This window comes from Pedomonas sp. (genome assembly GCF_036515995.1).
Taxonomy (GTDB): Bacteria; Pseudomonadota; Alphaproteobacteria; order Sphingomonadales; family Sphingomonadaceae; genus Pedomonas.
Genome location: NZ_DATBUP010000079.1, coordinates 17,923 through 32,138, shown reverse-complemented (window position 1 = coordinate 32,138; position 14,216 = coordinate 17,923). Strand labels below are relative to the sequence as shown.

Sequence of the window (14,216 nt, the reverse complement as noted above, 5' to 3'; positions counted from 1 at the left end):
ACGAACTGCTTGGGCAACTCGTTCAGAACTTGGAAATTTTTTCAATTTTACCGAGGTGAGCTATGAAAACCCCCCTTATTTTGGCCCCGCTCATTGTTCTTGCGGGCATTGTTCCTGCTTCCGCCCAGAGCACCACGCAGACGACAACCCAGACCTCTCCGGGGTCCAGCAATGTCGTGCGCGACGTGACCGAAACCATCAAGCGCGAGGTTAGCGGCCAGCCGACGCAGGCCCAGCAGCAGGGCAGCACCAAGGTTATGACCGGCAGCTATCTGCGCGAGGTGGACGACAACGAGCCCCTGCTCGGCCCCGGCAACATGACCGTGCGCCAGATGGAAGACGCCGTCATCACCGATGCCAACGGCAAGCGCGTCGGCGAGGTTGAGGAAGTGATCGCCAACAATACCGGCGAGATCGTCGGCGTGACCGCCGAAGTCGGTGGCTTCCTCGGCATGGGCGAGAAGGAAGTGCTCATTCCGCTGGAGCATCTGACCGTCCAGAACGGCCAGTTCCGCACCAAGCTGACCGTTGACCAGCTGAAGGCCCTGCCCAGCTGGGACAAGGACTGATCCAGTCTGACTGAGTCCCTCGGCTGATCCGGAGATCCGGCTGTCCTACAGCAGCCGGATCTCCCGCAGCCGCTCTTCCAGATACCCCTGCGCCGTGATCGGCTCAGGGTAGCGGCTCGGATTGTCTGCCGTCACGCAGCCGGGCAGCGGCTCGATCACCACATCCGGGTTGAAGTGCAGGAAAAACGGCATGGAGTAGCGGGCATGGCCTGCGCGCTCCGCCGGCGGATTGACCACCCGGTGCGTCGTTGACGGCAGGGTGTGATTGGTCATCCGCTGCAGCATGTCCCCGATGTTGACGACGATGCAGCCCGGCGGCGGGTTGACCGGCAGCCACTGCCCGTCCTTCGTCAGGATTTCCAGCCCGCCTTCCTCCGCCCCCAGCAACAGCGTGATGACGTTGATGTCCTCATGCGCGGCGGCACGCACCGCACCAGCCGATTGCGTGGCCACCTCCGGCGGGACGGGCGGGTAATGCAGCACGCGCAGGAGGCTGTTGCCCCTATCCACCTTGCCCTCGAAGAAGTCCGCGGCAAGGCCGAGGTAATGCGCGATCGCCCGCAGCATCCGCCGCCCGAAGTCGTCCAGCGCCGCGTACAGCGCGCGCACGTGCGCCTCGAAGCCGTCGATCTCTCCAACCCACACGTTCTCCGGCATCCAGGCACCATAGGCGTGCCCGGCAGGCAGGTCCCGCCCGGTGTGCCAGAACTCCTTCAGGTCATGGGTCCGGGCGCCCTTGGCCGTCTCGATGCCGAAAGGCGTGTAGCCACGCGCGCCGCCCAGTCCGGGCTGGTGATAGCGGCGCTTCTGCGCCTCCGGCCAGCTGAAGAAGGTTTTGAACCGGCCGAGCGTCGCCTCGATCATGTCCTGCGGCAGGTCATGGTCCGCCACTACGGCAAAACCGTACCGGGCGTAGGACTTGCCCAGAGCCTCGGCAAAGGCAGCCGGATCGGTCTGATGCAGACGATAACTGACGGGTGGAATTGCGCTAGACATAGCGTGAGCGTTTAACATCCACGGGCCAGTGCCGTCACTGCCAAGTTGGCATTGGCCTGTTGATCTGGCCCGAATGCGAGAAAGGAGTATGCGAGCCATGGTGCGGGAACGGGAAATCTTGGGCACGGGCAAGTATCTGGAACTGGTGCGGGAAGACGGCTGGGAGTTCGCCATCCGCAACAAGGGAAGCGGCGTTGTCGGCATCATCCCGGTGACTGACGACAACGCCCTCGTCCTGGTGGAGCAATGGCGCGCCGCCATCGACGGCCCGTGCATCGAGCTGCCGGCCGGCCTCGTCGGCGATGAGGATGACGCAGAGGAAGACATGCTGGTGGCGGCCCAGCGTGAACTGGAAGAAGAAACCGGCTTCTGCGCCAGGGAATGGAAGTGGCTCTACGAAGGCGCCTCCTCGGCCGGCATGACACCTGAGACCGTGCACATGTATCTCGCCACCCGCCTCTCCCGTGTCGGCCAGGGTGGCGGCACGTCCCACGAAAACATCACGGTACACGTCGTGCCGCTGGACACCATCGAGCAGTGGCTGGCCGAGCAGCGCAAGCGCGGCGCGACCATCGACATCAAGGTTTTCGGCGCTTTGGGCATCGCACGCGGGGCCGTCGATCCCCTGGACTGAGGCCGTTTTACCGCCCCCGCACCGTCTCGCTGCAACACCGTTTCAAAATGGGTTGGAAAACAGCATAAAAGAATCTAGTCTGTCTAGATTAATAACGAGACGGTGTCGGTGGCAATGGGCGAAACATTGGCCAAAACGACAGGATTGTCGGGATTGGCAGGGCAGCCGCTCTACCAAAAAATCGCCGATGACCTGCGCTCCCGCATTCGAGAGCAGGAATTCACCGCTGGCACATATCTGCCAACCGAAGAGAAGCTCTGCTCTCATTATCAGGTCAGCCGCTTCACCATTCGCGAGGCGCTGCGCCAGTTGCAGGTGGAGGGGCTGATCGCCCGCCGCCGCGGCGCGGGCACGCTGATCCAGCACGAGCGGGCATCCTCTCAACCGGCCGAGGTTGAGCAAGGGCTGGCAGCCGATGCGGAACAACTGGCAGCAGGGCGCTTCGGCGGCTCCACCACGCTGGTGGCCGATGATCGCCTGGCGCAGCGCCTTGGCTGCACGCCCGGCAGCCGGTGGCTGGTCAAATCGGCGGTTATTGCCTCCGCATCTGGCGCACCGTCGGGGCTCGTCGAATATTATCTCGACACGTCGCTCAGGAGCATCGCGGAGCAGCTTCAGCCCGGCTCACGGCCGGTCTGGGAGCAGATCGGCGCTCTGGGCCAGACGCTCGGCCCGGTCAGGATGCGGATCCAGTCCGTCACGCCGGTGCAGACCGAGGCGCGCCTCCTGAACATCGCCGCCCTGTCGCCGTGCCTGCGCATCACCTACCTCTGCTGCACGCCGGAGGGAGAGCCGCTGGCCATCGCCACGCACCTGCACCCCGGCCACAGCTTCGCCTACGAGGCAGAGCTGCCGGCAAGACTGGGCTGAACAGCCGAAGGGCACGGCTAAAGGGGGCCGGCAAGCGCCAGACCCCGTCTTGACCGCAGGGTGTAGGGACCAGCCGCTTATTCGGCCGGCAGGCCCCAGCATTCGTGCAGCACGTCCCAGGCCTCGTCCGCCGTCTCGACGAACCGGAACAGCTCCAGATCGCGCGGGGAGATGGTGCCCTCTTCCGCCAGCGCCTCGAAGTTCACCACCCGGTTCCAGAACTTCTGGCCGAACAGCAGCACCGGAATGGGCTTCATCTTGCCGGTCTGGATCAGGGTCAGCGCCTCGAACAGCTCGTCGAACGTGCCGAAGCCGCCCGGGAACACCACCAGCGCCCGTGCCCGCATCAGGAAGTGCATCTTGCGCAGCGCGAAGTAGTGGAACTGGAAGCTGAGCGAGGGCGTCACATACTCGTTCGGGTACTGCTCGTGCGGCAGCACGATGTTCAGCCCGATTGTCGGCGCACCGGCGTCATGCGCGCCGCGGTTGGCCGCTTCCATGAAGCTCGGGCCGCCGCCGGAGCACACCACGTAATGACGCTCGCCTTCCGGGTCCTGCGGCATGGTGGAGAAGCGATAGGCCAGCTTGCGGGCCTCGTCGTAGTAGTGGGACTTCTCGTACAGGCGCTCGGCCACCTGCTTCTCGTGCGGCGTCTTGGCCGCTGCCAGCAGGGCCTTTGCCTCCTGCGGCTCGGGAACGCGGGCGGAGCCGTAGAACACCACGGTCGAGGCGATGTTGTGCTCCTTCAGGATCAGCTCCGGCTTCAGCATTTCCAGCTGGAAGCGGAGCGGACGCAACTCTTCCCGAAGGAGGAAATCCATGTCCGCAATGGCAAGACGATAGGTGGGGTGGTTGGTCTGGGGCGTGCCCTCGACCTTCTCCGCAATGACAGCGTCTTCGGTTGCCGTCGGGAAAACTCGACTTGGTGGGTTAACGTCAGCGGTCATGTCATCCATCGTTTATCGAACTCATCAAACGCGCGGCTTCCCTGAGGAGGAAGCAGTGCAATAACGGACATGGGGACTGTTCCGGCCTGCGTGAGGCAGGTCGGCGCTCCTGTGTCCTGATCCATCGCATTTCCCTGCGGCCACCATCCGGTGGCCCGCGAAGAAACGCACGGGAATGGCCAAAGCTCAGCCGATCCTGAAACCGGCGAACCTGAGCCATTAACCTATCATGGCCCATATCAGCGCTGCGTGCCACTGCCCGTACAGAGCGTTGCCAGATGCGAAACAGGCCGTCACGGAAATGCGGGCAGCAATCTCCTCGACTTCCCCCGGGCCTGCTGCCATAGGCAGGCCCTATGTCTTCCGCATCCAATGATGTACCCGCCGCTGGCGCACAGCCAAAGACGGCGTTCGGTTACCGGGATTACCGCTTCTTCTGGGCCGCCCGGTTCCTCGGCAGCTTCTCCAGCCTCATGACCGTCGTCGGCGTCGGGTGGGTGGTCTATGAGATCGCCCGGCGCACCCACACCATCCAGGAAGCCTCGCTCTACCTTGGCCTCGTCGGCCTCGTGCAGTTCGTGGCGCTGGCCGGGTGCACCCTGTTCGCCGGTTACATCTCCGACCGGGTGGACCGGCGCTGGGTCGCCCGCGGCGCGCTCACGGTCGAAATCATCTCCGCCGCATGGCTGTTCGGCCACGCCCTCTCCGGCATGGACAGCATCTGGCCGGTTTTCGTCTCGGCAACGCTCATGGGCGTCGGGCGGGCGTTCATGGGCCCGTCGCTTCAGGCGCTGGCCCCCAACCTCGTCCCGCGCGAGATCCTGCCCTCGGCCATCGCCTGGAACTCCATCGCGTGGCAGACGGCGGCGGTCGGCGGCCCTGCCGCCTGCGGCTACCTGATGGCGCTCGGGCCGCACTGGGTGTTCGGCACCTGCCTCGTGATGCTCTGCCTCGCCCTTGTCTGCATGTTCTGCATCCGGCCCGTGGCACGCACCATCGCCCCCAAGGCGCGGCCGTGGAAATCCATCATCGAGGGACTGCGCTACATCCGCACCAACCCCATCCTGCTGGGCGCGATCTCGCTCGACCTGTTCGCGGTGCTGCTCAGTTCGGCCATCGCCATGCTACCGGTATATGCGCGTGACGTGTTGATGGTCGGCCCGGAGGGACTGGGCAACCTGCGCGCCGCCCCGGCCGTGGGCGCGGCCCTCGTGGCGCTGATCCTCACCCGCGGCTGGCTGCGGAACAACGTCGGCGTCTGGATGTTCGCCAGCGTTGCCCTGTTCGGCGTCTGCATCGTCGTCTTCGGCCTGTCCCGCTCCTTCTCCCTGTCGCTGGCGATGCTGGCGGTCATGGGGGCGGCGGACATGATCAGCGTCTACGTGCGTCAGTCCCTTCTCCAGCTCTACACGCCCGATGACATGCGCGGCCGCGTTTCCTCCGTCGGTACCCTGTTCGTTAGCGCCTCCAACGAGCTGGGCGAGTTCTACGCCGGCGTCATGGCCCGGCTGCTCGGCGCGGTTCCGGCCGTGGTCGTGGGCGGATTTGCTACCATTCTCGTCACGGTGTTATGGGCTTGGGCCTTCCCAGATCTGCGCAAGGCCAATAAGCTCGTGCCTCCCGAGGGGTAAGGCAGCAGGCGGGCCGGCCGGAAGGCAGCGCGGCCAGCCCAAGCTGATCCCTCATCTGGTACAAGAAATTTTCGCTTGGCCTGAGGCCGCCACCCTCTATCTTGTTACTCGACTCAACTGATCGACATTTTCGGAGGCATTGATGAAAGCGACCAGCATTCTCGATACCATCGGCAATACGCCGCACATCCGCATCAATCGCCTCTTCGGCGACACCCATGAAGTGTGGGTGAAGTCCGAGCGATCGAACCCAGGCGGTTCGATCAAGGACCGTATCGCGCTGGCCATGGTGGAAGATGCGGAGCGCTCCGGCGCGCTGAAGCCCGGCGGCGTGATCGTCGAGCCCACCTCCGGCAACACCGGCATCGGTCTTGCCATGGTCGCCGCCGTGAAGGGCTACAAGCTGGTCCTCGTCATGCCGGACAGCATGTCCGTCGAGCGCCGCCGCCTCATGCTGGCCTATGGCGCGTCCTTCGTGCTGACCCCGCGCGAGAAGGGCATGAAGGGCGCGGTCGAGAAGGCGAGCCAGATCGTCAGCGAGACCCCCGGCGCCTGGATGCCCCAGCAGTTCGAGAACCCGGCCAACGTGACGGTGCATGAGCAGACCTCCGCGCAGGAAATCCTCGCAGACTTCCCCGAAGGGCTGGATTATCTCATCACCGGCGTCGGCACCGGCGGGCACATCACCGGCGTTGCCAAGGTGCTGAAGCAGAAGTGGCCGAACCTGCAGGTGTTCGCGGTCGAGCCCACCCAGTCTCCGGTGCTCTCCGGCGGCCAGCCCGGCCCGCACCCGATTCAGGGAATCGGCGCAGGCTTCGTACCCGCCATCATGGACACCCGCCTGCTGGACGGCGTCATTCAGGTGGAAGCGGAAGACGCCCGTGAAATGGCCCGCCGCGCCGCGCGCGAGGAAGGTATCCTCGTCGGCATCTCCTCCGGCGCGACCCTCGCCGCCATCGCCCAGAAGCTGGCCGAAGCCCCGGCAGGCAGCCGCGTCCTCGGTTTCAACTATGACACCGGCGAGCGCTACCTCTCCGTTCCGGACTTCCTTCCGACCGAGGAATGACCCCGCGGCGACGCGGAAAACACGCAACGTTTGTGAATTAATCGGCAAGGGGGCGGCAACGCCCCCTTTTCCATTTGTCCGGCTTGCGGCACAACAGGACCAAGTCAGTCCGTTTTTCAGTTCCTGTGGTCATGATGGTCGAGCTTATCGATGTCCCGGCTGGCTCTGTTGCCAGCGTCGTCACCTATCTGGAAATGACCGAACGGCCCCGGCCAAAGCCGGGCTCCGCGCTCGTTCCGTTACAGCTGGTTCCGGTGACGAACCCAGATCTCGAGCAGTACCGCGCCCTGTTCCGCGCTGTCGGCGGCCCGTGGCTGTGGTTCAGCCGCCTGATGCTGGACGATGACGCCCTGCGGGCAAAGCTCACCGCGCCCGGCGTTGCGCTCTACACCGTGCAGCTGCGCAAGCAGGACGTGGGCCTTCTGGAGCTGGACTTCTCCGTCGAAGGAGAGGTGGAGATCGGCTTTTTCGGCCTCGCGCCCCAACTCACCGGCAAGGGGGCGGGCTCGTGGCTGATGTCGCAGGCACTGGCGCTCGCGTGGGCGAAGAAACCGCGGCGGGTGTGGCTGCACACGTGCAGCCTCGACCACCCCAATGCCCTTGCGTTCTACCGGAAGCACGGCTTTCGCGCCTACGCCCGCAAGGTCGAGATCGCGCCAGATCCGCGCCTGAGCGGACTGTTGCCAGAGGATGTCGCCCCGCATGTTCCCCTGATCGGAGAGGCCGCATGATCGATTGGTCCCAAGTCCGCGCTCTCAGCTTTGACTGCTACGGCACGTTGATCGACTGGGAACGTGGTATTCTGGAAGCCCTCGCCCCATGGGTCAGCCGCTTCGGCACGGCCAAGGTGCTGGCGGGCTTCGGCGCGGTGGAGCCGGACCTGGAACATGCCCACCCCAGCTGGCCCTACCGGCAGGTCGTCGCCGAGGTGCACCGCCAGATGGCTCGCGAACTGGGCCTTCCCGTTGACGATGACGCCGCCACCAGCTTCGCCGAAACCGTAAGCCAGTGGCCGCCCTTCCCCGATACCGTGCCCGCCCTGCGCCGCCTCAAGAGCCGCTTCCAGCTATTCATCCTCTCCAATGTGGACGAAGCCAGCATCACCGGGTCGCTCAAGCAGCTGGAAGTGCCGTTCGACGGCGTCTTCACCGCCGAGCAGATCGGCTCCTACAAGCCCAACCCCCGGAATTTCGATTTCCTGCTGGCCCAGCTTTCAGCGCGCGGCATCGAGCCCCATCAGGTCATCCACATCGCCCAGTCGCTGTATCATGACCACGGCCCGGCGCAGGCGGCAGGCCTGAAGACCGTCTGGATAGACCGCACCAGCGGACGCCCCGGCGCGGCCCGCCTGCCCAAGCCCCTGCCCCACTTCAATCTGCGCTTTGAAACCCTCACCGACCTCGCCGCCCGCGTCGTCACCACGCACTGAGGGCAATCCCGCCGTCTGCAACACAGCTGCATGCCCCTTGCGCTGCCGCGGCCATTGCTGCGCCCGATTTCGTGGCCCGTCTTGACGCGAGCCGTCCTCCGGCTTATTTTGGATCCATGGATCCAAACGGAATCGAAACCGTACTGCGCGATGAGATCGAGCGGGGCGTGCTGCCGCCGGGAACGGCGCTCAAGCAGGAAGACCTCGCCGCGCGCTTCAACGTCAGCCGCCAGCCGATCCGCCGCGTCCTTGAGCGTCTGCTGGTAACGGGCCTGCTCACGCGCCGCTCTGACCGGAGCGTCGCCGTTCCGGAGTGGAGCCGCAAGCAGGCTGCCGACCTTGTCAGCGTGCGGATGGCGTTGGAGACCCACGCCCTGCGGCTCTCCCTGCCCCGGCTGGACGAGGCCGTTCTGCGCAAGGCCCGCCGCATCTGCGAGGCGCTGCTCGATGAGGACGACCCTGCCGAGATCGAAGAGCTGGACATCGCCTTCCACCGCCATCTCTACAGCGGTTGCGACAATGAACGCCTGCTGGCGATGATCGAGGATCTGCGCCGGGAAGGCCGCCGCATCTACGCCCTGCAGCCCAGGGGCAGCGTGAAGCGCACCGCGCTGTTCGAGGAGCATGAGGCCATTCTGGCGGCCTGTACGGTCAGAGATATCGAGAAGGCGGTGCACAGTCTCTCGGCCCATCTAACGGGCACCATCACCCCCATAACGGCAGAGGAAGGAGACCCGGAATGAGCAGCTTCAGCGCCGAAATCACATGGGAGCGCGGCGATGCCCGCTTTACCGACAACCGCTACAGCCGCGGGCACCGGTGGGCCTTTGACGGCGGTCATGTCGTTCCCGCCTCCTCATCGCCCCATGTCGTGCCCCTGCCCTATTCGGTGGAGGAGAACGTCGACCCCGAGGAAGCCTACGTCGCCGCCCTCTCCAGCTGCCACATGCTGTTCTTCCTCTCGCTTGCAGCCAAGGCGGGACTGGTCATCGATAGCTACGCGGACAAGGCCGTGGGCGAGATGGAAAAGGTGGACGGCAAGATGCAGGTCACCCGCATCACGCTCAACCCGCGCATCACCTATTCCGGGCAAGCGCCTGACTGGGATACCGAGGCGGACCTGCACCACCGCTCTCACGACCTCTGCTTTCTTGCGAACTCGGTGAAGACCCAGATCGAGGTGAACTTCTAGGTTCTCGCAGGGGGAACTCGTTCGCCCTGCACCCCCTATTTGGTATATCGGGCCGTGTTTCCGGCGCGCTGTTGCAGATCCCCAAGGCGCGGCGGCAGCTGGCGGATGCGCTCCCGTAAACCCAGTCAAAGAAAAGGGCCGCACGTGTGGTGAAGCGTACGGCCCTTTGAAAACGAGCGGGGTGCAGGGGACCAAGTCCCCTGCAAAATAACCTGCCCCTTACGCCAGGCCCCGCGCCGTCTCGCGGATCAGGTCGAGCGCGGCATCCACGTGGCGGGCCTCCGTATTGGTCTGGCCCACCTGGAAGCGGATGACGTAGCGCCCGGCAACCCGCGTCTGGGTGAAGTAGGCCCGCCCCGTTTCGTTCAGCCGTTGCAGCAGCGTCTCGTTGTGCGCGTCCAGCTCGCCCTCTTCCATGCCTGCGGGGCGGTGGCGGAAGGTGAACAGCGCCAGTTTCAGCGGGGAGGTAATCTCGAAGTCCGGCTCGACCTTCAGCGCGTCGTGCGCCTTGCCCGCCAGATCGATGTGGCGGCGCAGAATATCCTGCAAGCCCTCGATACCGTAGCTGCGCAGCACGAACCACAGCTTGAGCGCCCGGAAGCGGCGGCCCAGCGGCACGCTCCAGTTGCTGTAGTCGGTCACGCCGTCCGCGCCATGGGTGCGCAGGTACTCCGGCACCAGCGAGAGGGTGCGCATCAAGGCCTCCGGCTCGCGCACGAAATGGGCCGAGCAGTCGAAATTGGTCAGCAGCCACTTGTGCGGGTTGAAGACGAAGCTGTCCGCCAGCTCCAGCCCGTCCGCCAGATGCCGCCATTCCGGCAGAAGGAGCGCCGAGCCTGCCCACGCCGCATCCACATGCACGAAAGCACCGTGTGCGCGGGCTATCTGGGCCACAGCCCAGACGTCATCCATGCCGCCGGTGCCGGTCCCGCCAATGCAGGCGATGACGCACGCCGGCGTAATGCCCGCCGCCACGTCCTGCCGGATGGCGGCTTCCAGCGCATCCAGCCGCACGGCACGGTCAGCGTCCGCCGGGATCTTGCGCACCATGTCGGCGCCAAAACCCGCGATCCGCGCGCCCTTCTCGATCGATGAATGCGCGTCCTCGCTGCAATAGACCGCAAGCCGCTGCCCCGTCTGCGCCAGCCCGGCGGCGTTGCTGGCGCACCCGGTCGCCCGCTCCCGCGCCATCAGCAGGGCCGCAAGCGTGGCCTCGGAGGCACTGGCCTGAATGGAGCCGCTGAAGGTGGTCGGCAGGTCGAGCGCGCGGGCCAGCCACTCCACCACCCGGCCTTCGAGTTCGGTGGCGGCGGGCGAGGTCTGCCAGAGCATGCACTGCGCGCCGAGCGTTGCCGTCAGCATTTCGGCCAGCACCGAGGGCGGGCTGGTGTTGGCCGGGAAGTAGGCGAAGAAGCTGGGGTGCTGCCAATGGGTCATCCCCGGCATCACGATGTCCTGAAAGTCCCTGAAGATCGCCTCGAACGGCTCGCCCCGGGCAGGCGGTTCGGTCGGCACCTGCGCGGCAATGCTGCCGGGTGTCACCTGCGGCCGCACGGGCAGGTTTTCCACGCCCGCCATGTAATCGGCCATCCAGTCCACCAGTTCATGGGCGTGGCGGCGAAACGTTTCGGAATCCACAACTCATCTCCACATGACAGCCCGCAGGGGAAGGCGGACCGGCGCAAAAGAAAAGGGCCCGAAGCCTGTGCAGCATCGGGCCCTGATCCGGTCCGTTACAGGAACCGTCCGGCGATCACTCGCCCTCGGTCAGTCCCTTTTCGGTCACCAGTTCCTGAAGCTCGCCGGACTCGAACATCTCCATCATGATGTCCGAGCCGCCAACGAACTCGCCCTTGATGTAGAGCTGGGGAATGGTCGGCCAGTTGGAGAACTGCTTGATGCCTTCGCGCAGTTCCGGATTGTCCAGCACGTTGTAGCTGGCGTAGGAGACGCCCAGACGCTCCAGGATCGCCACCGCGCGGGAAGAAAAACCGCACTGCGGGAAATCCGGCGTGCCCTTCATGAAGAGCACCACGTCATAGGTATCAACAGCCTGCCGAATGCTGTCGTGAACGGATTCTGTCATTTGCCTTACTCCGAGTTCAGGCCCCAAGGTTCAGGCCGCTGGAGCCCGGGTGGTCAGCGCCAGCGCATGCAGCTCGCCACCCATGCGGCCTTGCAGCGCCTGATATACCAGTTGGTGTTGCCGCACGCGCGTTAAACCGGCGAATGCCGATGAAACGACGGTTGCGGCGTAATGATCGCCGTCTCCGGCCAGATCATCGATCGTAACCTCGGCGTCCGGCAGCGCTTCCTTGATGAGGCGCTCAATGTCTTCGGCAGCCATTGCCATGATGCAACACCCTTACCCTGCTGTCAGCGGCCGGACACGGCTGCGCGCCCTGTCCGGCGTGTCTTGACGGCTCAAACGCCTTCGAAGAACTGGCGGCGTGCCTCGGCCATCTTTTCTTCCATCATACGACGGACCTGAAGCTCGGTCACCTCGACGCCGCGTGCGGTCAGGTCGCCGAACACCTTGCGGAACACGTCCTCGTCGCCCGCTTCCTCGAAATCGGCGTGAACGACCGACTTGGCATAGCTGTCGGCTTCCTCGGGGGTCAGCTTCAGAAGTTCGGCAGCCCACAGGCCCAGCAGCTTGTTGCGGCGGGCGGCAACCTTGAACTGCAGTTCCGCATCCCGCGCGAACTTTGCCTCGAACGCCTTTTCCCGATCATCAAAGGTGGTCATAGCTTCTTTCTCGTTGGCACTTTACCAGTTTCAGCCTCCTACATAGAGGCCAGCCGGGACCGGATCAACTGCAAGGCTGGGCAGCTGTGGCGAATCACCGCCTGCCGGCCGGGTGTTAATCTTCATTGTTCCCCGGGACCCTTTGGAGTATGGAGGACCCGACTCGCTGGGGCGGCCCTCGCGGTTCGGCCCTGATTGCCGTATATTGGATCTGTCAGGAACCGAAGCGTTTTACGCGGAACAGGCCGCAGCCAGCATGGACACTTCCGATTCAGTGGACCCGAATATGTCTCGCCGTCGCCAAATTTACGAAGGCAAGGCCAAGATCCTTTACGAAGGACCGGAGCCTGGCACTCTCATCCAGTATTTCAAGGATGACGCAACCGCCTTCAACGCGCAGAAGAAGGGCACGATCTCCGGCAAGGGCGTGCTGAACAACCGCATCTCGGAGCATGTGTTCACGCTCCTCGGCAACATGGGTATCCCGACCCACTTCATCCGCCGCCTCAACATGCGCGAGCAGCTGGTGCGGCAGGTGGAAATCGTGCCGATCGAAGTGGTTGTTCGCAACGTGGTGGCCGGTTCGCTGTCCAAGCGCCTCGGCGTCGAGGAGGGCACCGCCCTGCCGCGCACCATCATCGAATACTACTACAAGAACGATGAGCTCGGCGATCCGATGATCACCGACGAGCACATTGCCGCCTTCGGCTGGGCGACCCAGGAAGAGATGCACGACATCGCCGACCTGGCGATCCGCATCAACGACTTCCTGTCGGGCCTGTTCGCCGGCATCGGCATCAAGCTCGTCGATTTCAAGCTCGAGTTCGGCCGTCTGTGGGAAGGCGACTACAGCCGCATCCTGCTGGCGGACGAAATCAGCCCGGACGGCTGCCGCCTCTGGGACGCCGCCACCGGCGAAAAGCTCGACAAGGACCGCTTCCGTCGCGACCTCGGCGGCGAAGTGGAAGCCTATCAGGAAGTCGCACGCCGCCTCGGCCTTCTGCCGGAAGGTTCGGTGTCGACCGTTCTTGATCTGGAACAGCACCGCAAGGCACGCGAGGAAGGACGGGGATGAAAGCCAAGGTTTATGTAACGCTGAAGAACGGGGTCCTCGACCCCCAGGGCAAGGCCATTGCAGGCGCACTGCACGGCCTGGGCTTCAGCGGTGTTGAAGATGTCCGTCAGGGCAAGTTCATCGAACTGGAAGTCGCCGAGACGGACGAGGCCAAGGCCAAGGCCCAGATCGACGAGATGTGCCGCAAGCTGCTGGCCAACACCGTCATCGAGAACTACCGGATCGAGCTGGCGTAAGTGCCAGCCAGGCCGCCCGGCTCCACCGGGCGGCCGACCGACTACCGGACGAAACTCCGTCACCCAAAGCTAGGGTCCCAAAAGTTAGGGTCAGGATTATGAAATCCGCCGTTATCGTTTTTCCGGGTTCCAACTGCGACCGGGACATGGCTGCAGCCCTGCACAAGATCGGCGGCTCCGCGCCGGCCATGGTCTGGCACGGCGACAGCACGCTGCCGGACGGCCTCGACCTGATCGCCCTGCCCGGCGGCTTCTCCTACGGCGACTATCTGCGCTCCGGCGCAATGGCCGCCCAGTCGCCGATCATGCGCGAGGTGGTCAAGGCCGCCGATCGCGGCGTCAAGGTTCTGGGCGTGTGCAACGGCTTCCAGATCGTCACCGAGGCAGGCCTGCTGCCGGGCGCGCTGATGCGCAACGCCGGGCTGAAGTTCATCTGCCGCGATGTCGCGCTGAAGGTGGAGAACGCAGGCACTGCCTACACCAGCCAGTATGAGGCCGGTCAGGAAGTGGTGTTCCCCGTCGCCCACCACGACGGCAACTACTTCGCCGACGACGAGACGCTGGATCGCCTTGAAGGCAACGGCCAGGTGGTGTTCCGCTATGTGGACAACCCCAACGGCTCGCGCCGCAACATCGCCGGCATCATCAACGAGAAGGGCAACGTGATCGGCATGATGCCGCACCCGGAACGGCTCATCGAGCCGGAACAGGGCGGCACGGACGGTCGCGGCCTGTTCGAGAGCGTCATCGCCTCGCTGCGCTAAGCCGCTTCCCGACTGCAAAACCAGAAAAGGCCGGACGGTTCGCCCTCCGGCCTTTTCTG

The 14,216-nt window shown here is 64.7% G+C and carries 18 protein-coding genes; 12 read left to right on the top strand and 6 right to left on the bottom strand.

The annotated features are described in order from the left end of the window. Positions 1–62: 62 nt before the first annotated feature. Positions 63–569, top strand: coding sequence for a PRC-barrel domain-containing protein (locus VIG90_RS06495; RefSeq protein ID WP_331592670.1), 507 nt, complete (start codon positions 63–65; stop codon positions 567–569). 45 nt (positions 570–614) lie between these two features. On the opposite strand, the gene VIG90_RS06490 is transcribed toward VIG90_RS06495, so the two are convergent. Then, complete coding sequence (locus VIG90_RS06490) at positions 615–1,565, bottom strand: isopenicillin N synthase family dioxygenase (protein ID WP_331592669.1); 951 nt, start codon at positions 1,563–1,565, stop codon at positions 615–617. A 97-nt stretch (positions 1,566–1,662) separates the two neighbouring features. Between VIG90_RS06490 and VIG90_RS06485 the strand changes: the two genes are divergently transcribed. After that, the gene (locus VIG90_RS06485) at positions 1,663–2,199 is read left to right on the top strand and encodes an NUDIX hydrolase (protein WP_331592668.1); all 537 of its coding nucleotides are present in this window, start codon (positions 1,663–1,665) and stop codon (positions 2,197–2,199) included. A 153-nt stretch (positions 2,200–2,352) separates the two neighbouring features. Beyond that, positions 2,353–3,069 carry a GntR family transcriptional regulator gene (locus tag VIG90_RS06480; RefSeq protein WP_331592667.1) on the top strand — a complete coding sequence of 239 codons (717 nt, stop codon included), beginning with the start codon at positions 2,353–2,355 and terminating at the stop codon, positions 3,067–3,069. A gap of 77 nt (positions 3,070–3,146) precedes the next feature. Here VIG90_RS06480 and VIG90_RS06475 read toward each other — a convergent pair whose 3' ends face one another. Then, positions 3,147–4,016: a TIGR00730 family Rossman fold protein gene (locus VIG90_RS06475; protein ID WP_331592666.1), complete on the bottom strand. Its 870-nt coding sequence runs from the start codon at positions 4,014–4,016 to the stop codon at positions 3,147–3,149. 356 nt (positions 4,017–4,372) lie between these two features. Here VIG90_RS06475 and VIG90_RS06470 point away from each other — a divergent pair, with 356 nt between their 5' ends. The 6 genes from VIG90_RS06470 (at position 4,373) to VIG90_RS06445 (ending at position 9,334) form a co-directional block, all read left to right on the top strand. Next, a complete protein-coding gene (locus VIG90_RS06470; protein ID WP_331592665.1) occupies positions 4,373–5,647 on the top strand; it encodes an MFS transporter in 1,275 nt (424 codons plus the stop codon). Positions 5,648–5,789: 142 nt separating this feature from the next. Then, a complete protein-coding gene (gene cysK / locus VIG90_RS06465) occupies positions 5,790–6,713 on the top strand; it encodes a cysteine synthase A (RefSeq protein ID WP_331592664.1) in 924 nt (307 codons plus the stop codon). 131 nt (positions 6,714–6,844) lie between these two features. Further along, positions 6,845–7,444 carry a GNAT family N-acetyltransferase gene (locus VIG90_RS06460; RefSeq protein ID WP_331592663.1) on the top strand — a complete coding sequence of 200 codons (600 nt, stop codon included), beginning with the start codon at positions 6,845–6,847 and terminating at the stop codon, positions 7,442–7,444. Then, positions 7,441–8,142 (top strand): haloacid dehalogenase type II, encoded by a 702-nt coding sequence (locus tag VIG90_RS06455; RefSeq protein WP_331592662.1) that lies wholly within the window; start codon positions 7,441–7,443, stop codon positions 8,140–8,142. Before VIG90_RS06460 ends, VIG90_RS06455 begins: the two co-directional genes overlap by 4 nt. 116 nt (positions 8,143–8,258) lie before the next feature. Next, positions 8,259–8,885, top strand: a complete 627-nt coding sequence (locus VIG90_RS06450; protein WP_331592661.1) for a GntR family transcriptional regulator — start codon at positions 8,259–8,261, stop codon at positions 8,883–8,885. Then, on the top strand, positions 8,882–9,334 hold the full coding sequence (locus VIG90_RS06445; protein WP_331592660.1) for an OsmC family protein: 453 nt from the start codon (positions 8,882–8,884) through the stop codon (positions 9,332–9,334). Before VIG90_RS06450 ends, VIG90_RS06445 begins: the two co-directional genes overlap by 4 nt. A 219-nt stretch (positions 9,335–9,553) precedes the next feature. On the opposite strand, the gene VIG90_RS06440 is transcribed toward VIG90_RS06445, so the two are convergent. The 4 genes from VIG90_RS06440 to VIG90_RS06425 form a co-directional block, all read right to left on the bottom strand. Beyond that, positions 9,554–10,972, bottom strand: coding sequence for a pyridoxal phosphate-dependent decarboxylase family protein (locus VIG90_RS06440; protein WP_331592659.1), 1,419 nt, complete (start codon positions 10,970–10,972; stop codon positions 9,554–9,556). 115 nt (positions 10,973–11,087) lie between these two features. Next, a complete protein-coding gene (grxD, locus tag VIG90_RS06435) occupies positions 11,088–11,420 on the bottom strand; it encodes a Grx4 family monothiol glutaredoxin (RefSeq protein WP_331592658.1) in 333 nt (110 codons plus the stop codon). Between the two features lie 30 nt (positions 11,421–11,450). Further along, positions 11,451–11,687 (bottom strand): BolA family transcriptional regulator, encoded by a 237-nt coding sequence (locus VIG90_RS06430; protein WP_331592657.1) that lies wholly within the window; start codon positions 11,685–11,687, stop codon positions 11,451–11,453. Between the two features lie 71 nt (positions 11,688–11,758). Further along, positions 11,759–12,082 carry a DUF1476 domain-containing protein gene (locus VIG90_RS06425; RefSeq protein ID WP_331592656.1) on the bottom strand — a complete coding sequence of 108 codons (324 nt, stop codon included), beginning with the start codon at positions 12,080–12,082 and terminating at the stop codon, positions 11,759–11,761. A 286-nt stretch (positions 12,083–12,368) separates the two neighbouring features. Between VIG90_RS06425 and purC the strand changes: the two genes are divergently transcribed. From purC to purQ, 3 genes are all read left to right on the top strand, one after another. Then, positions 12,369–13,157 (top strand): phosphoribosylaminoimidazolesuccinocarboxamide synthase, encoded by a 789-nt coding sequence (purC, locus tag VIG90_RS06420; protein ID WP_331592655.1) that lies wholly within the window; start codon positions 12,369–12,371, stop codon positions 13,155–13,157. After that, complete coding sequence (purS, locus tag VIG90_RS06415; RefSeq protein WP_331592654.1) at positions 13,154–13,393, top strand: phosphoribosylformylglycinamidine synthase subunit PurS; 240 nt, start codon at positions 13,154–13,156, stop codon at positions 13,391–13,393. Before purC ends, purS begins: the two co-directional genes overlap by 4 nt. A gap of 98 nt (positions 13,394–13,491) precedes the next feature. Then, complete coding sequence (gene purQ, locus VIG90_RS06410; RefSeq protein WP_331592653.1) at positions 13,492–14,157, top strand: phosphoribosylformylglycinamidine synthase subunit PurQ; 666 nt, start codon at positions 13,492–13,494, stop codon at positions 14,155–14,157. Positions 14,158–14,216: the final 59 nt, after the last annotated feature.